This window comes from Enterococcus raffinosus (assembly GCF_018917525.1).
Taxonomy (GTDB): Bacteria; Bacillota; Bacilli; order Lactobacillales; family Enterococcaceae; genus Enterococcus_A; species Enterococcus_A raffinosus_A.
Genome location: NZ_JAHLOS010000014.1, coordinates 1 through 16,747, shown reverse-complemented (window position 1 = coordinate 16,747; position 16,747 = coordinate 1). Strand labels below are relative to the sequence as shown.

General features: G+C 39.9%; 16 protein-coding genes. 5 read left to right on the top strand and 11 right to left on the bottom strand.

Annotated elements, in window-relative coordinates; translation table 11 throughout:
* Positions 1–32: 32 nt before the first annotated feature.
* The 3 genes from amaP to KQI58_RS10595 are packed head-to-tail and all read left to right on the top strand — an operon-like array spanning position 33 to position 1,386.
* Positions 33–602: an alkaline shock response membrane anchor protein AmaP gene (gene amaP, locus KQI58_RS10605; protein ID WP_216408980.1), complete on the top strand. Its 570-nt coding sequence runs from the start codon at positions 33–35 to the stop codon at positions 600–602.
* A gap of 11 nt (positions 603–613) precedes the next feature.
* Entirely contained in the window at positions 614–802 is a 189-nt protein-coding gene (locus KQI58_RS10600) for a DUF2273 domain-containing protein (RefSeq protein ID WP_216408979.1), read from the top strand.
* Between the two features lie 47 nt (positions 803–849).
* Positions 850–1,386, top strand: a complete 537-nt coding sequence (locus KQI58_RS10595) for an Asp23/Gls24 family envelope stress response protein (protein ID WP_216408978.1) — start codon at positions 850–852, stop codon at positions 1,384–1,386.
* A gap of 141 nt (positions 1,387–1,527) precedes the next feature.
* Here the strand turns inward: KQI58_RS10595 and KQI58_RS10590 are convergent, their stop codons facing one another.
* The 4 genes from KQI58_RS10590 to KQI58_RS10575 form a co-directional block, all read right to left on the bottom strand.
* Positions 1,528–2,478, bottom strand: coding sequence for a P1 family peptidase (locus KQI58_RS10590; protein ID WP_216408977.1), 951 nt, complete (start codon positions 2,476–2,478; stop codon positions 1,528–1,530).
* A 62-nt stretch (positions 2,479–2,540) separates the two neighbouring features.
* Positions 2,541–3,545 (bottom strand): nucleoid-associated protein, encoded by a 1,005-nt coding sequence (locus tag KQI58_RS10585; protein ID WP_216408976.1) that lies wholly within the window; start codon positions 3,543–3,545, stop codon positions 2,541–2,543.
* 148 nt (positions 3,546–3,693) lie between these two features.
* Positions 3,694–4,365, bottom strand: a complete 672-nt coding sequence (locus KQI58_RS10580; RefSeq protein WP_216408975.1) for an ABC transporter ATP-binding protein — start codon at positions 4,363–4,365, stop codon at positions 3,694–3,696.
* Position 4,366: 1 nt separating this feature from the next.
* Positions 4,367–5,437, bottom strand: a complete 1,071-nt coding sequence (locus tag KQI58_RS10575) for an ABC transporter permease (RefSeq protein WP_216408974.1) — start codon at positions 5,435–5,437, stop codon at positions 4,367–4,369.
* 111 nt (positions 5,438–5,548) lie between these two features.
* Here KQI58_RS10575 and KQI58_RS10570 point away from each other — a divergent pair, with 111 nt between their 5' ends.
* A complete protein-coding gene (locus KQI58_RS10570; protein ID WP_216408973.1) occupies positions 5,549–6,139 on the top strand; it encodes a TetR/AcrR family transcriptional regulator in 591 nt (196 codons plus the stop codon).
* 32 nt (positions 6,140–6,171) lie between these two features.
* Here the strand turns inward: KQI58_RS10570 and thrS are convergent, their stop codons facing one another.
* The 4 genes from thrS to KQI58_RS10550 form a co-directional block, all read right to left on the bottom strand.
* Complete coding sequence (gene thrS, locus KQI58_RS10565) at positions 6,172–8,079, bottom strand: threonine--tRNA ligase (RefSeq protein ID WP_216408972.1); 1,908 nt, start codon at positions 8,077–8,079, stop codon at positions 6,172–6,174.
* 375 nt (positions 8,080–8,454) lie between these two features.
* The gene (locus KQI58_RS10560; protein WP_216408971.1) at positions 8,455–11,136 is read right to left on the bottom strand and encodes an ABC transporter permease; all 2,682 of its coding nucleotides are present in this window, start codon (positions 11,134–11,136) and stop codon (positions 8,455–8,457) included.
* 147 nt (positions 11,137–11,283) lie between these two features.
* Entirely contained in the window at positions 11,284–12,627 is a 1,344-nt protein-coding gene (locus KQI58_RS10555; RefSeq protein ID WP_216408970.1) for a PFL family protein, read from the bottom strand.
* Between the two features lie 12 nt (positions 12,628–12,639).
* Positions 12,640–12,909 carry an ACT domain-containing protein gene (locus KQI58_RS10550; protein WP_216408969.1) on the bottom strand — a complete coding sequence of 90 codons (270 nt, stop codon included), beginning with the start codon at positions 12,907–12,909 and terminating at the stop codon, positions 12,640–12,642.
* Between the two features lie 423 nt (positions 12,910–13,332).
* Here KQI58_RS10550 and KQI58_RS10545 point away from each other — a divergent pair, with 423 nt between their 5' ends.
* Positions 13,333–14,064, top strand: a complete 732-nt coding sequence (locus KQI58_RS10545) for an NADPH-dependent oxidoreductase (protein ID WP_216408968.1) — start codon at positions 13,333–13,335, stop codon at positions 14,062–14,064.
* A gap of 19 nt (positions 14,065–14,083) precedes the next feature.
* Here the strand turns inward: KQI58_RS10545 and KQI58_RS10540 are convergent, their stop codons facing one another.
* The 3 genes from KQI58_RS10540 to KQI58_RS10530 all read right to left on the bottom strand — a co-directional run bounded on the left by KQI58_RS10540 (position 14,084) and on the right by KQI58_RS10530 (position 16,479).
* Positions 14,084–14,827: a cyclase family protein gene (locus KQI58_RS10540; protein WP_216408967.1), complete on the bottom strand. Its 744-nt coding sequence runs from the start codon at positions 14,825–14,827 to the stop codon at positions 14,084–14,086.
* A 287-nt stretch (positions 14,828–15,114) separates the two neighbouring features.
* Complete coding sequence (locus tag KQI58_RS10535) at positions 15,115–16,053, bottom strand: NADP-dependent oxidoreductase (RefSeq protein ID WP_216408966.1); 939 nt, start codon at positions 16,051–16,053, stop codon at positions 15,115–15,117.
* Between the two features lie 63 nt (positions 16,054–16,116).
* Positions 16,117–16,479 (bottom strand): DUF1722 domain-containing protein, encoded by a 363-nt coding sequence (locus KQI58_RS10530; RefSeq protein WP_216409046.1) that lies wholly within the window; start codon positions 16,477–16,479, stop codon positions 16,117–16,119.
* Between the last annotated feature and the right edge of the window lie 268 nt (positions 16,480–16,747).

Sequence of the window (16,747 nt, the reverse complement as noted above, 5' to 3'; positions counted from 1 at the left end):
AATTTAAAAATATTGAAGTAAGGAGGTGCGGTATGAACAAATTTCTCAAAACCATCTTGATTATCTTTTCTTTGGTTTTACTTTCTATTTTTCTATCCGTCGTAGCAATCTATTACTTCATCGCTTCAAATCCGTTGGACTTTAGCTCACTGCAACAATTTGTACTAACGAATCAATATGCTCAGCTCTATTTATTTTGGGTAGCAGCAGCTTTGGCGATCTTAACGGTAATCGGTATCTTCGTAATCATATTCTATCCAAAGAGAGTAACCAAATTCTCCTTGAAAGAAGATCGAGGCGAATTAGCTTTAGATAAGCGAGCGATTGAAGGGTATGTTCGGACAAGTATCAAACAGGAAGACTTTATGAATAACCCTAAGGTCAATGTAACAGCGACGAAAAATAGAATTAAAGTTAATGTTCATGGTCAGTTGAAGAAAACTTCTGGTTTAATTGGGCAAACAGATCAATGGGCTAAAAACGTGGAAACAAAACTTCGAGAATTATTAGGTCCAGAAGAAAAAGTCTCAATTAAAGTAAAACTTCAGGCAATTGAGCCAACATCACCAGAAACAACGGTAACACGGCCGCGAGTAGAATAGGAGGAACAGCGATGCAAGAATTTTTAACACGAGACAAACTGCCTGTGATCTTTGGTATCCTCGGTTTTATTTTAGCTGTGCTATTCTTTACAATCGGCTTTTTTAAAACAATTTTACTGATTCTGATCACGATCATCGGCGTAGCAATCGGTATCTATTTAAAAAATAATCATATTTTAGATGACTATTTAAAAAAATAGTCACCCACAATCAGATTCAAACATTAACAAATTAGGAGGACGAAGGAATGGAAAACGCAACAATCAAACCAACAGAACCAAGAAAAGACGTTAAAGGTGAATTAACCTATGAAGACAAAGTTATTCAAAAAATCATCGGTATTGCTTTAGAAAATGTAGATGGCTTATTAACCGTAGACGGTGGTTTCTTCTCTAACATCAAGGATAAATTAGTCAACAGTGACGATGTCACTTCTGGAATCAGTACTGAAGTCGGTAAACAACAAGTTGCTGTCGATATGGATGTCGTTGTGGAATATGGCAAAGACATCGAAAATATCTATGATCAAATGAAAAAATTGATCTCTGAAGAAGTCGACAAAATGACTCACTTAGATGTTATCGAAGTTAATGTTAACGTTGTGGATATCAAAACTCGTGCAGAATACGAAGAAGACAGTGAAACGGTTCAAGATAAAGTTACTAGTGCCGCTCAAACAACTGGAAGATTTGCTTCAAAACAAACAAACCGTGCAAAAGACGCTTTGAGCAATCAAACAGACAAAATCAGCGACAACTTAGAATCAGAACCACGAGTTAAATAAAACTTCCCCACTGACTAGCTGAACCTTGGCTAGTCTTTTTTGCGAGTTCCACTTCTTGCTTTTAGCAAGTTAGTGGAATCGTAGACAGGGTTAAAATCATTAAAACAAACGGCCAAGACATTGTTAGTCTTGACCGTTTGTTTATCTATCCTGATATCCTAAATAGTCACCATAGGTCGCTGCAGCTTTAGTTCCTTTTACAATTGCCTGACGAACAGCTTCGACTGCTAAAATCGAGACTGCTTCAAAACTAGCATTGATTTGATTTGCCCCTAAAACAAATAAGGTATCACCATCATAGGTTGTATGCGAAGGACGTATCGCACGCGCAATCCCATTATGACTGATGTCCGCCAATTTATTCATCTTAGCCTTTGGGAAAGTCGCGTTAGTCATCACACAGCCAATCACTGTATTCCCATCAAACAAAGCTGCTTCATTTTGATAATACTCGAGGAACAATTCCTCCGAGAAGCCGATTCGCTGCTCATCTGGTTTACGGGCACCAGCGATAATCCTTCCGACTTCTTCGTCAAAAACATCTCCTACAGCATTGACAGCAATCACTGCGGTTACCCATAAATTTCCATGTGCAATCGTATGAAGTCCGATCCCGCCTTTCATAGCGTTTTTCGCACCATTGATCGTTCCAACACTGCAGCCTGTTCCAGCACCATAATTTCCTGCTTGAAATTGTTGACCGGCAAACGCTGCTTCACACGCTTTGCGACCAGCTTGATAATCAGGGCGAACATCTGCCTGTCCAATGCGTAAATCAAATAAACTCGCACCAACGACATTGGGAACAAAGGTAATTCCCATATCTCGTCCAATTTTATTTTCTTCCAAGTAATCTACGACTCCAGCGTTTGCTGCTAGACCAAAAGCACTTCCGCCAGATAGCGTTACTCCATGGACAAATTTTCGATTGTTTTCTGATTTTAATGCATCTGTATCTCGGGTATTCGGTGAGCCACCGCGAACTGAGACACCACCGGTCACGCCGTCTTCACAAAGAATCACTGTACAGCCGGTCATTGCTTCTAGATCCGTGTACTGTCCAATACGAAAAAATTCTTGATATGCTTCCATCTTTTTCCTCCAAAGACATTTTCTTCATTCTAGCCATTCCCATAAAAGAAAACAACCGCCTATTAAAGACGGTTGATTACTTCATCGACATTTTTGATCGTCACAGAGATTGTACCATCAGGATTGTTAATAAATTCGATTAACTCTGGATTGCGATAAACATCCAATGGTACGATTAATTCGATTCCATTGGATAATTTTAATTTTTGTTTACCATATTTCTTTTCAGTAATCTCACGAACTTCTCTTAACAAAGGGGCTTGATCCACATAGCCTTTTTCAACGACTTCTTCTTGGAACGCAACTTGTGCTGAAACATTGTCTTTGAAAACCTTTTGCGCCACAACTTTCGCATCGATCTGCCCGCTTTCTTCTACGATATCGTAAACAGCTTCCTTTACATCAGCAATTACATCATGTTTTTGATTTTCAAACTTGGCTCCAATTTTTTCCGCGACTTTTTTGATCACTCGAACATTTTCTTCTAATGACGGAGCGGGACGACTTTCGATTACCTGCGTTGAAAAGTATAAGCGTTTTTCGCCGGAAAATGGGTATTTTTTTTCGATCATTTCATAACTTAGATTGCTCAAATTAACCACAATGCCTTCATCTGCTTTTTGTGTCTTACCCGAAAGCAACGCACGATGAATGATCAATTCATTTTTCAAGCCAGTATCGTCTGAATCTACGATATGAGTATAACCTTCATGGTAATTCACTTTTAGAAAGGCCAAATATAGTTGAGTGTCTTCTTCATATAACACGACAAAGGCATCTGCACTTGGGGCTTCTTCACTTTCTTTATAAGCATCATACCAACGCGTCACAATTTTTTCACTAGCAGATAAAAAATCGTGTTCTGCTTGTTGGCTCAATAATGCAAATGTCGAATCTTCTGCTAGCGTTCCTGTTTTGGTTTGGGCGGAAGATAACTTTTGAATTTTTTTTGTCAAATACTCTCGAACGTATTCTTTTGTTAAATCTAATTCACTCTGACTATAAATCGGATCGCCTGATTCACGATCCACAATGTGAAGCGCAGCTTTTTTTAAATAAATATCCATAAGTTCCCTGCTTTCTAAAAATTAAGATTTCTAAATCTGTCTATGATCTTTCTGCTAAGCTGAAAAGAGCTAGCTCAGTTTTAAGGTAACTGCGAAAAGCAGTATTGCCAACCTGACTATCATACACAGGAAACAGGGAAAATGGCAACTATTGTTTTAATAAAAGTTCGCCATCTTTCATTTGATAGACTTTGTCACTCCATTTGGTCATTCGTTCATCATGTGTAACCATGACGATTGCCTTACTACGCTCATGCGCTTCCTTGGATAAGAGTTTTACCACATCATACGCGTGATCAGAATCAAGACTGGCAGTGGGTTCATCCGCTAAAATCAATTGCGGATTATTAAACAAGGAACGAGCAATAGCCACTCGTTGTCTTTCACCGCCAGACAAAGCTTTAGGATACTGTTCCCGCAGCTCCCAAATATCTAAAGATTTTAGTAGCTCTTCAATTTTTGCTGCATTTTTTTCCTTCTCAATTTTTTCTACCAATTGAAATTGTTCTTGAACTTTTAAAAATGGGATTAGATTAGAACTTTGTAGAATAAAACCAATCTCTTTGAAGCGAGCTTTTGATCGTTCCTTCTCATTCATTTGTCCAAAATCTGCCCCATTGATTGTTATTTTCCCTTCCGTCGGCGTCTGTAAGCCACCGGCGATTGTTAAAAAGGTACTTTTTCCTGAGCCAGAAGGTCCGATGATGCTGACAAATTCACCTGCCGCAACATGGAAGTCGACATTTTTCAGTGCCGTCACTTCTGTATGGCCTTGTCCAAATCGTTTCACTACTTTTTCCATCATTAAAACATCACTCATCTTATTCTCCTCCAATCGCGGTTACTGGATCAACCTTAGTTACAGTACGAATCGAGAATAACCCGCCGAGCATAGCCACTAATACTAGAATCAGACTGTACAATGCCCATTCCATCCAATGAACTGCAAATGGCATCGCACTTGGTAAAATCAAACTTGTCAGTACACTTAACCCAACAGCAATCGCAACACCTATCACCCCTACTAGAAAAGCCTGTGCTAGAATCGAACGCACTAAGTAACCTGTTGCTACTCCTTGTGCTTTCATCACCCCGAAAATCGCTGTTTTTTGTAAGGTAATCACATACATAAAAATACCGATGATCGCAGCTGCTACGACAAACAAGAAATAAATCATTGTATTCAACGTTAATTTCTCTGGTGTGTAGCCAGGAATATTTTCAATAAACGTCTCAGGTGTCATTTTCTCTAATGTTGTTTGCCCCTTTGGATTATCTACCGTCGTCTTTCCCTTTGTCGCAATTAAATTAATCGGTTCATTATTTATTGGCTGAGAGCCATACTTCAGCGTTTTAAAGGTTGAAGGATTCAAATAGATAACCGGAGCAAGTGTATAGGTCGTTTCTTTCGTCACGCCGACAAGCTTTAGTGTCTGGTCATTGACTTTTATTTTTTGGTTCAGTTTATATCCTTCTGATAAAAGATTTTCTGAGGCAATCACTTCATTATTATTTTTGAATAATCGACCTTTGATTACTTTCGGTACAATAAATGCGTTATTAGCCGTGCCAAAAATTGACACATTCGTCTTATCGCCACCAGACTTTTTCTCCACAGCTGTAGAATAAATACCGACTCCGGCTTTTTCTTTGGCAGATACTCGGTCTAGATCTTTTTTTTGCAGCTGGGATGCATTAGCAATTTTATTGCTGTCCTCAGACAGGATAATTGCTGAGGACTCCCAATCGTCGATCGCAGTCCTATTTCCGTCCGCCAAGCCATTGGCTAACCCTGATAACATGAGGACCACATAAGCCACCAGAATCATAATTCCCACAATCAATCCATATCTTAATTTCGCATAGCGAATTTCTTTCCAAGCTAAAAACATTTCGCTCACCCTTTCTGAAAAAAGAATACTCCTTCGGTGACAAAATGTCACCGATTTTGCTTCTATGCTATACTATATGTGATGGATTAATTATTTATTGGGGGTGCACCCATGCCAAAAAAAACTTTTTTAAATTTACCAGAAACAAGACAAGCAGAGATTCGCGACTTGTTATTGACGATTTTTTATGAGAAACCGGTTAGTCAAGTCAAAGTCAGCGAAATTGTCACGGCACTGCAAATGTCACGGGGAATTTTTTATAAATATTTTGAAGACTTGAATGATGCCTATGACTATTTGATTCATTATTACGCGGGAAGAATTCATGGCGAGATTATTGATTATATGACGCAGCAGGAAGGAGATTTTTTTCAAGGAATCGAAGCCTTTCTACTGCTGTATGTTGGATTAAGCCAAGAGTCTGATCGGTACCGTCAACTAGTCCTCTTAGCACAAAACAGCTACCTGTTTTCTTACCGACCGGAAGCAGATCATGGTGTGGCCGCTTGGGAAGAACTTTTAGAAAAAAATAATTTTGCCATGCCTACTAATGAAGAGCAAATTAGTTTCTTGTATTTTTCTATGAAGCTGGTAATCGACTCATTAACTGATATGTTGGCGAATAATTGGGGAGAAAAAGAGCTACTAAAGGATTTTCGCTTTAAATCTCACTGGCTGCTTGAAGGCATCAAAAAACGCTGAAGTGCGCTTCAGCGTTTTTTCGTCTATTGATTTTAGTAGTACTGATGATTTTTCTCTTGTACTTGCTGTTTAAGCAGGTTCATAAATTCCCTCTTGGACATTTGCTTGACTGTGTCGCTGCCGTGTTTACGAACTGAAAATACTTCCTCATTCATTTCTTTATCACCGATCACCAAAATGTAAGGAATTTTCCGTAATTCAGCATCACGAATTTTTTTGCCCAATTTTTCATTTCGTAAATCTTTCTCTACGCGAATTCCCGCCGCATGAAATTCCTGGAACAATTTTTCTACCTCAGCTTCATGAGGCTGAGCAACATTGATCAGCGCTACCTGCTTTGGTGCTAACCACAGCGGAAATGCTCCAGCATAATGCTCGATCAAAATCCCTAAGAAACGGTCTAAGGAACCAAAAACGGCGCGATGGATCATTACCGGTTGCGCTTCCTGATTATTTTCGTCCACATAGGTTAAATCAAACTTCTCCGGCATTTGAAAATCTAACTGAACAGTCGCACATTGATGGCTGCGATTCAATGCATCCTTGATATGAATGTCGATCTTCGGTCCATAAAAGGCGCCATCGCCTTCATTGATATTGTACTTATAGCCAAGGTCGGTCAATACTTTCCCTAGCGAAGCTTCTGCCTCATCCCACAATTCAATTTCACCCATAAAGTCATCTGGACGTGTCGACAGCTCTACTCCGTATTCAAACCCAAAAATTTTGTAAACCTCATCAATGATTTTTAAGGCCAAAGCGATTTCCTGCTCGATCTGATTCCGACGCACAAAAATATGTGCATCGTCTTGACAGAAGGTCCGAACTCTCAGCAATCCATTCAGCGCCCCGCTAAATTCATGCCGATGGACTTGTCCAAACTCCGCCATCCGCATTGGCAGATCACGGTAGGAACGTTTACGATCCTTGAAGATCAAACAGTGACCCGGACAATTCATTGGCTTCAACGCATAATCCTCGTCCGCAACCTTAGTAAAGTACATATTATTTTTATAATGATCCCAGTGACCGGAACGTTCCCACAAGCGTTGATTCAAAATCAGTGGTGTCTTAACTTCCTTATAATCGTATTTTGCCTGCAATTCTCGTAAAAACTTTTGCAATTCATTCCGAATGATCAGACCATTTTCCAAGTAAAAAGGCATTCCCGGTGCTTCTTCAGAGAACATAAATAAGTCGAGTTCTTTGCCCAATTTTTGATGACTGCGCTTCTCAGATTCTTCTAGGTAATCCAGATGAGCAAGCAGCTGTGTCTTTTCAGCGAAGACGACCCCCATAACCCGCTGCAGCATTTCATTTTCCGGTTTTCCCTGCCAATAAGCGCCAGAAACCTTTAATAATGAAAAATAGTGGGCTTTTGCTAATTCAAGCGCCATTGGTTCGAGGAAAAACTCGGTTACATTACCAAAGGAGTAGACGAACACCTGCTGATCCGCTGCCAACTCGGCTAACGCAACGAGCTTTAACTCATTGTCTTTGAAAATTTCTCTTGCTTCTGCCACACTCACCGCTGCACTTTCAATCGAAGCATCTGCTTTAATTTGTTTTTTGATATGATGCTCTAAATCTTTTAAAATCAATGCACTCAATGGCTGCTTCACGCGCAAATCGACCCAGATTGTTTGATCCTCTTGCTGAGCCTTTGCAAAAAGAGCTTCAGGATAAAGCGTTTTGATCGCCTCTTCTAACAAAAGGCTAACTAACTGACAAATCGCGGTAGCACCTTCCGGAGAAGAGCAATCATAAAAAGCGATCTCGGCATTTGCTTTTACTGGAGTTGCTAAATCAACGAGCTCGCCATCAATGCTGCCGACGACTGCCTCTTCCATCAATTGATCTTTTATCTCGAACAGAGTGGTATATTTTTCCACCCTTTGCTTACTTCCATCTGGTAAAACAATTTCGATTTCTTTTGACATCCAACTCAACTCCGATCCGCTTTTTCAAAACATTTTTTCCTGCGTACCTTTTCCTACTAATTTTAACAAAAGGCTTGAAGGGTTTTCAATAAAAAAACGTCCCTATAAAAAATAGGGACGTGAATAAACGTGTTACCACCCAAGTTCCCAAAAAGTGTCGACTTTCTGGCTTGTAAGATAGATAACGGGTATCACCCGGACCGTTTTGCGGTCGCTCAAAGGGAGTAATCTGTTTTTCTCAATCAGAAGCTTCCAGCCATGACTTCTTTCTCTAGTGACGAGGAACAAAATCAGATCTTGTCCTTCTCATTGCATTATATTATTGAGTAAAGCATAGCCCCACAAAAAATATTTGTCAACGCTTTTCTTCCAAGGCTATTCATTTGATTTCAAGGCATCAATCATATTGATATGCCGCAAACGAAAATGTGTCGCGACCATTACAATAACGGAAAAAAGAATCGTCAATCCACCAGATGAAAGGTAGGCTCCCGAGCGAATCACTAACGGAAACGTGATTGTCTCCATTGACGCTTGGTCCAAAATAAATTTGGTCAAAATAATTCCCAAACCATAACCGAATAAAATTCCTAGAATAGTAAAAACAAAATTCTCGCGGAATATATAGGCTGTGACCTCTCGATCATAGAAGCCCAATACTTTGATCGTGGATAACTCGCGTACTCGTTCTGACACATTTATGTTCGTTAAATTGTACAACACAATGAAAGCCAATAATCCTGACAAGACGACGAATATCCAAACAATTCCATCAAGATTATCCATTGAGTGTTCTTGTGTTTCGATTTGCGTAGACACAAAAGAAGTATTCGTCACTTGGTCCGTACTCAACAGCTTCCGTGATAACTCGTTTTCTTCTGAGTCAGTCAACTTTTTACTTTTGAGCAAATAGCTATTCACTATGAAATCTTTTCCACGAACTTGCTGATAGTATTCTTTTGATAAATACAGAAAGTTTCCTAAGTAATTATCAGTAATAGCAGAAATTTTAACCTCAAATGTTTGCTGGTCATCATCATAGACTGTCAACCTGTCACCTTTTTTCAAGTCAAACAGCTCTGCTAATTTCTGTGTAATCACTCCACCATCATCTGACAGCTTGAATGGTTCACCCTGATTCTTCAAATGCAGGTAATCTTTAAATTTCTGACGGTTTTCCGGCACCATCATTGTCAATTTTTGATTAGCTTGGCCTTTTTGCTTCAACTCAATCGTTTGATTCATCATAGGTAATTCGCTGACCAGTTTTTTATTCTCAGAAAAAATTGTTTCAACTGCTGCTTTATCTGGCTGATCCTTGAGTGTGACAATCGCATCATAATCAATGATCGGTCCAAACTGCTTCTCTCCAACTGAACCTAATGAATCCTTCAATCCTACTCCGGCAACCATTAACGCAGAACACCCAGCAATCCCGATCACCGCCATAATCATTCGTGATTTATAACGAAATAGATTGCGATAACTAACTTTCGAATTAAAACTCATACGCGACCAAATCGGCGTAATACGTTCCAAGAAAATTCGTTTCCCAGGTTTTGGCGCCTTCGGTTGGAGCAACTCGGAAGGTTTTTCATGCAGCTCCCGCATCAATACAAGCATAGCTGCTCCCAGACTAGCAAACAAGAAGGCGATCGTCGCTTGAATGATTGGGCGAGATAAATAGAAAGCCTCCACCCCTGGGAAATTGTAACGATCGCTGGAAAGCTCAAAAACTAAACGCGGCAGCGTATTTACACCAATTACACTACCTAAAACGATGCCAATCGTTGCCGCTGACAACGCATAAATAATGTATTTGATCGAAATTTCAAAACGTGAATAGCCGAGTGCCTTTAAAGTACCGATTTCACGTCGATTTTCCTCCACCATCCGAGTCATTGTCGTAAAGGTGATCAATGCAGCAATGAAAAAGAAAAAGACAGGAAATACATTAGCAATGGCTGCTATTCGGTCAGACAAATCACCATATTCTTGGAAGCCTGGATTGTCTGCACGCTGATCATAAGAATAGCTAGGTGTCTTTAGCTCACTGATTTCTTTCTCACTATCACTGATTTTTTGCTGAGCAGACATTAATTTCTCACGATTGCTGCTGAGTTCCTTTTGTTGTGCCGCAAGCTCTGCTTGAGCCTGTTCTAATTGCGGATTTCCAGCAGGCATTACAGCTGCCTGCTGCTCTAATTGGGCTTTCGCTTGATCTAATTCTTTTTGTCCAGCATCCACCTTGGCTAAGTTCTCAGTCACCTCGGCTTTTCTTGGCAGCAATTCCTTTTCTGCTGCATTTTTGATTTCTGCCGCCCGCTCTTGTGGTCGATCTGCGAAAAGTTTTTCGACTTTGTCGATATTTTGTTCCATCTTTTTCTCGTAGGCTTTGCCATACGTTTCTTTTCCATCGACATTTGAAAAGCGAACATAGATGACTGATTTTATCTCGTTGGAAAAATTACTCTCAGGTACATATGCGAAGAAATCAACATTACCATTTCCCACATTCGACAGCCCACGCTCTTCTGTGCTTATATACATGGGTGACTGAACAAACCCAACAATTTTAAAGCTCTTGCGTTTCAACTGATCTGGCTGATCAATTTTATATGTTTGATTTAGTCGATATCCTTCTTCTTTGGCTTTTTCATCCAAAACAATCTCGTCAGCTTTTTTGGGCAAATGCCCCGATTTTACGATCAATTGATTCTGTTGATTTCTTTGGTCATAAGAATAAAGCTTAACCACTTGGTTCTTATCACTATCAGCATAAAACAATTGATGTCCGCTTTCGACTTCCGCTCCAGAAATGTCTTCGGCAAGCTTCTCATCCGCTTTTGTCAGCCCACCAGTGGAGATAATTTGCAGATTCGATAACTCCTGCTTATCCACAAACTGACTAGCCGAATGATTTAAGATTGGGCCAGTTGCTTTGATTCCTACGTACAATAATGTGCCTAATAAAATAATTAAAACGATTGAAATGAAACGGCCTTTTGAGTAAATGATTTCTCGTAAACTCGCCTTTAGGTATGTTTTATTTTTCATCTGTCTACTCCTGTTTTTTCGTCCATTTCATTCTAACACAAAACGTTTTCATGTCTGGTACAAAAAAATTCTAACTAGAATAAAAAAGAACACTACAAAAGTATCCACTCTTGTAGCGTTCTATTAAAAAAATCAATTTTATTGTATTTAGTTTTTAAATGAGTGAATCGGAGCTGGAATTCGTCCACCGCGAGCGATGAAATCCTCAGAACCGGCTGCGTTGACAGCCATCACTGGAGCTCTACCTAATAATCCACCAAATTCTACCATATCACCAATTTTTTTGTCTTTCGCTGGAATGATCCGAACAGCGGTAGTTTTATGATTGATCACACCGATCGCTGCTTCATCGGCGATCATTGCTCCGATAGTACTAGCAGGGGTATCGCCAGGAATAGCAATCATATCCAGTCCTACCGAACAAATCGCTGTCATAGCTTCCAATTTTTCAATTGATAAAGAACCATTATTCACCGCATCAATCATCCCGGCATCCTCTGAAACAGGAATAAATGCGCCTGATAATCCGCCAACATGATTACATGCCATGACACCGCCTTTTTTCACTGCGTCATTTAACAATGCTAGTGCGGCAGTTGTTCCATGGGTTCCGACTGTTTCTAGACCCATTTCTTCCAAAACATGGGCAACTGAATCGCCCACTGCTGGTGTTGGTGCTAATGATAGATCGACAATTCCGAAAGGTACATCTAAACGTTCGGACGCGATTTTCCCAACCATTTGCCCCATCCGAGTAATTTTGAAGGCGGTTTGCTTCACCGTTTCTGCAACAACATCAAAGGATTCGCCTTTGACTTTTTCTAATGCCCGCTTCACAACACCTGGTCCGCTGACTCCAACATTGATGACGCAATCAGCTTCACCCACACCGTGGAAAGCGCCGGCCATGAAGGGATTATCTTCAACCGCATTCGCAAAGATCACTAATTTTGCACAGCCCATGTCAGAAGCTTCAGCGGTTTCTTTAACGATCCGTCCAGTATGAGCAACAGCATCCATATTGATCCCTGCTCTTGTTGAACCGATATTTACAGAAGCACAAACAAAGTCCGTTTCTGCTAAAGCTTGAGGAATCGAATCAATTAGAATTCGATCGCCATGCTGATAGCCTTTTTCAACTAAAGCTGAAAAGCCACCTAAGAAATTGATCCCGACATCTTTCGCTGCTTTATCTAATGTTTTAGCAAATTTCACATAGTCTGTATCAGGAGTTGCCGCTGCGACGATTCCGATCGGTGTCACAGAGATACGCTTATTAATAATAGGAATCCCATATTCAGCTTCAATCGACTCACCAACTTTGACTAAGTCTTTCGCTTTGGTAGTGATTTTTTTATAAATTTTTTCACAGGCACGATCACTGTCGCTATCAATACAATCTAGCAATGATATCCCCATGGTAATCGTTCGAATATCCAAATTTTCCTCTTCGATCATTCGAATTGTTTCCATTATTTGATTGATTTCCACAAAGAGCCCTCCCTATAATTTATGCATCGTGTCAAAAATTTCTTGATTTTGAATACTGATCTTCACGCCTAGCGTTTTCCCTAATTCATGAAGCTGTTCTCTTGCCCCTTCAAAATCTTCTGTAGCATTGGTTAGGTCCACTAACATCATCATTGTGAAATAGTCCCCCATGATAGTTTGAGAAACATCTAAAATATTAATTTGTAATTCCGCTAATTTTTGACTAGTACCTGCTACGATACCAACCTTGTCTTTTCCAATAACCGTTACTACGCCACGCATTTGCATAACTCCCTTCAGATAATTGTTTCTCATTATAGCACAGTGATGGCAAAACGATGAGATTTTTATGAATTAAATCAAACCTTTTTATCAAAATGTTCGGATTTTGCTAGTTCCACTACTCGTATGCGTACGAAAGTAGCGGCTTTTTTGCTCTTTGAAAAAAGTATCCTCAGCTATTAGCTAGCTGTCAGTCCAATTTTTCGCAGTTTGTTAAATATTATGTTGAATCAAGTATGTCTAAACTAGGTCATAAGGCAAGAAGTCTAGTTGCATGAGAGGCATACGAAAATCGTTTATTTTTTCTGTTGGTTACTCCTGCACGTCCACAAGCCCTCCAATATCGCTTTACTTCCTATTGTCTTTTTCCTGTGATATATTCAATTTGACAAGTAAATCACTATAGAAAGAGGAGGCTTTTTGATGGAACTTTTTGAAACGATGCTCCAACACTCATCGGTCCGCTCATTTACCCAACAAAAACTATCTAACGAACTTAAGGAACAATTGATCCTAGCCGCCCAAAGTGCCAGCAGCTCTAATTTTTTACAAGCCTTCTCAATAATTGAGATCACCGATGCAAAAAAAAGAAAAATGATTGAACAAATCGCAAATTTCCCTATCGATAATGGTGATAAAGGTTCGCTTTACATTTTTATCGCTGACCTGAATAAACACGCACAGGTTCAAGCCTTGGCTAATGATTCAATGGAACATTTGCGTACAATGGAATCATTAGTGGTGTCAATCGTCGATGCAACCTTGGCTGCTCAGTCGATGGCTGTCTATGCCGAATCGGTCGATCTGGGAATTTGTTATATTGGTGGTATTCGGAATAATTTGTTTCAAATGAAAGAAATTCTCGAACTTCCTGAGCTAACGTATCCAGTATTTGGTATGTTTGTTGGCTACCCCGCTGAGAAAAATGAGGTAAAACCAAGACTGCCAATCACCTCTATACTTGGAACGAATACCTATCAATCCTTAACCCCTGAGATGATCAACGACTATAACGCAAAAACAGCTGCTTATTACCAAGCTCGCAGCACAAACATTCAGAGTACCAATTGGTCAGAAAAGGTCCGACAACATTTTGAGTATCCACGCCGGAAAAACACGGTGGAATTTCTTAAAAAGCAAGGTTTCGTTTTTTAAACGAGACCTTGCTTTTCTCTTACTCTGTTGGAATTATTGCGATTGCACGAACGTTAAATCCAGGTGCATCTTTGACTTTTGGAACGCCAATCGAAATGGCGCCGCCAACTGGCGGAAGTTCCGTTAAACGATTCAGCACCTCAACTTGGAACTTATCCTGCTCCAACCAGTACAATTCCCCGATTAACCCTCCGTTTTTGGTGCAATTCACTGCCGAATCAGTATCCAACGTCTCATGACCGATCGCAGTTACATTACGTTCTTCATGTAAGAACTTCAAGGCTTCCAAAGACCAACCAGGCGTGTGAGCTTGTCCGTCTTGATCAACATTATAGAATGCCTCCAGATCCTCCCAGGGTTTAGACCATCCACTGGCAAATGCGACAAAACTTTCTGCTGGGATTTCTCCATACTCCGCTTCAAAAGCAAAAATATCTTCTACTGTCAGGGAATAATCAGGATTTTCGTTGACTTCCTTTTCTTTGTTGATGACAATCAACGGCAACAGGAAATCTTTGATTGGTAACTGATCGACGGACACGCGATTCTCTACGAAATGCACCGGAGCATCAATGTGGGTACCATACTGCGTCACTAGCTGATACTCTTTGGCAAAAAAACCGTCTTTCTTAACTGTGACTAGTGTTTTCTCCTGCATTGGTTGAAACGATTGAAAATAAGGAATGCCGCCATAAATACTGTGACTTAAATCAACCCATTTTTGCTGCTTTAAAAAATTTATACTATTCGTAATTTCACTCATACTACTCCTCCTTAAATCGCTTTCATTTTTACTTAACGATACCGATAAATAAATTCGCTGTCAAATTACGATTTATCTTCAGTTACTGAACATACGATTGTGAAAAACGGTATAGAAAAAAGGAGCTGTGACAAAAGTCTTGTCACAGCTCCTCTTTCCGAACAAACGGTGTGACAGAAGTAGCTTCTTCGGAAATAAGCCGAAATTTCACAAAAATTTGAGAAGCAATTTTCGGAAATTCCTTCTTATTTCTTGAAGCTGACCACTTCTGTCACAACCTCTTTTAACTATTCATTGACTAAGACAATTTTTCCTTTGGCATGATGCGTTTCGCTTAATTCATGTGCTTCCTTCACACCTTCTGCTGTTAACGGATACGTATGTCCGACAACACTTTTAACTTTTCCATCCGTCATTAGATCAGCGATCACTTGTAGTTGTTCCCCATCCGGTTGAAGCCAGATACTTTCCGCTACAGCAACATTTTTAGCTAGCTCTTCATCTGGTTGGCTAACGATTGAGATCAGACGTCCATTTTCATTCAATACTTTGAAGCTGTCTCGTTGAACATCCCCGCCCATTGTATCAAAAACCAAATCTACGTTTTCCAACACTTCTGAAAAATCGGTCGTGTGGTAATCAATGACTTGATCAGCACCTAGCTCTTTTAACAGCGCATGATTTTTTTGACTTGCTGTAGTGATAACTGTTGCTCCAGCATTTTTCGCTAATTGAATCGCATAAATACCAACGCCACCCGCACCGGCATGGATCAAGACCTTTTCACCAGCCTTTAGTTTCCCATGCGTAAATAATGCTTGATAGGCGGTTAATCCTGCTAAAGGAACTGCCGCTACCTCTTCAAAAGAAGCAGACTCAGGCTTGTGTGCTAATAAATGATCGTCAACAATCGTATAGTCTGCATATGTACCGAAGCGAGTAGTCTCTGGACGAGCAAAAACAGCTTGTCCTACTTGCCAATCTGCGACTGCTGGACCAACTTCTACAATTTCACCAGCGACATCCCAACCTAAAATAATTGGAAAATCCCAAGGCATCATTTGTGCTAAATATCCTTCACGTAATTTCCAATCAATCGGATTGACTGACGTAGCCTTTACTTTCACCAAAACTTGATGCTCGCCCAACTCAGGCAATGTTACCTTACTTTCTTTTAATTGGTCCGCATGACCATATTCTTCTATTACAACTGCGCGTGTTTCCATTCGTGCATCCCTCCATATCGATCCATTATAAAAGTCCTATTAGAAATTCGGAAACGATTTGCTTCAATCGAATAAATGAGATTCTAAAAGATACATTGTTTGATACTTTTCTGCCAGCTTTTTCAAATAAGGAAGTGCTTCATTTTGGGTTTCTGTCATCTGATCCAGAAAAACAAAAAATTGTTGCCGTTCCTCTGGGGTTGCTATTTTTTTGAAATAGCCCCAAACATGTTCATAAGCATTTCTTTGTGCTTTTACATCAATCGGTAATTTTTTTACCTCTACCAAGTGTTGATAAAATTGCTCGGTCTTTTTCTCTGACCATTGATTACCAGAAAAAAGCCGACGCAAAAATAGGTATTCTTTTTGCGATCGCGCCATAACAAAATACTTCCACTGTGCCCATTCTTTTTGAATCTCATGCATCATTTCCACCTCCTCTTTAGCTTAACATCTGACGATCTTCTTTTTGAAGAAAACGGCTCACGGACTTCTTTGATAGCTGCTGTCCTCGAAAGGAAAACTACAAAAAGACTGTAGGCTTTGTCTGCCTACAGTCTGTAAAAATGTTTTTTGGTTCTATAATATTTTGTGTTGGTGAAAAATCGACTTCGATTTTCTACCAACACTTTTTCTTCGTTTCAACTCAAAAAGAGACTCACTTTTGGTAAAATTTAGTCGACCAAAACATCAC

Excerpts from the sequence above, each read along its gene's own strand:
- KQI58_RS10550 (WP_216408969.1), bottom strand. The coding sequence starts at position 12,909 with ATGCGTGGCGTAGTAACGGTTATTGGAAAAGACAAGGTTGGTATCGTA.
- KQI58_RS10540 (WP_216408967.1), bottom strand. The coding sequence starts at position 14,827 with ATGAGTGAAATTACGAATAGTATAAATTTTTTAAAGCAGCAAAAATGG.
- KQI58_RS10535 (WP_216408966.1), bottom strand. The coding sequence starts at position 16,053 with ATGGAAACACGCGCAGTTGTAATAGAAGAATATGGTCATGCGGACCAA.
- KQI58_RS10600 (WP_216408979.1), top strand. The coding sequence starts at position 614 with ATGCAAGAATTTTTAACACGAGACAAACTGCCTGTGATCTTTGGTATC.
- thrS (WP_216408972.1), bottom strand. The coding sequence starts at position 8,079 with ATGTCAAAAGAAATCGAAATTGTTTTACCAGATGGAAGTAAGCAAAGG.
- KQI58_RS10530 (WP_216409046.1), bottom strand. The coding sequence starts at position 16,479 with ATGCATGAGATTCAAAAAGAATGGGCACAGTGGAAGTATTTTGTTATG.
- amaP (WP_216408980.1), top strand. The coding sequence starts at position 33 with ATGAACAAATTTCTCAAAACCATCTTGATTATCTTTTCTTTGGTTTTA.
- KQI58_RS10590 (WP_216408977.1), bottom strand. The coding sequence starts at position 2,478 with ATGGAAGCATATCAAGAATTTTTTCGTATTGGACAGTACACGGATCTA.
- KQI58_RS10570 (WP_216408973.1), top strand. The coding sequence starts at position 5,549 with ATGCCAAAAAAAACTTTTTTAAATTTACCAGAAACAAGACAAGCAGAG.
- KQI58_RS10585 (WP_216408976.1), bottom strand. The coding sequence starts at position 3,545 with ATGGATATTTATTTAAAAAAAGCTGCGCTTCACATTGTGGATCGTGAA.
- KQI58_RS10575 (WP_216408974.1), bottom strand. The coding sequence starts at position 5,437 with ATGTTTTTAGCTTGGAAAGAAATTCGCTATGCGAAATTAAGATATGGA.
- KQI58_RS10595 (WP_216408978.1), top strand. The coding sequence starts at position 850 with ATGGAAAACGCAACAATCAAACCAACAGAACCAAGAAAAGACGTTAAA.
- KQI58_RS10560 (WP_216408971.1), bottom strand. The coding sequence starts at position 11,136 with ATGAAAAATAAAACATACCTAAAGGCGAGTTTACGAGAAATCATTTAC.
- KQI58_RS10545 (WP_216408968.1), top strand. The coding sequence starts at position 13,333 with ATGGAACTTTTTGAAACGATGCTCCAACACTCATCGGTCCGCTCATTT.
- KQI58_RS10580 (WP_216408975.1), bottom strand. The coding sequence starts at position 4,365 with ATGAGTGATGTTTTAATGATGGAAAAAGTAGTGAAACGATTTGGACAA.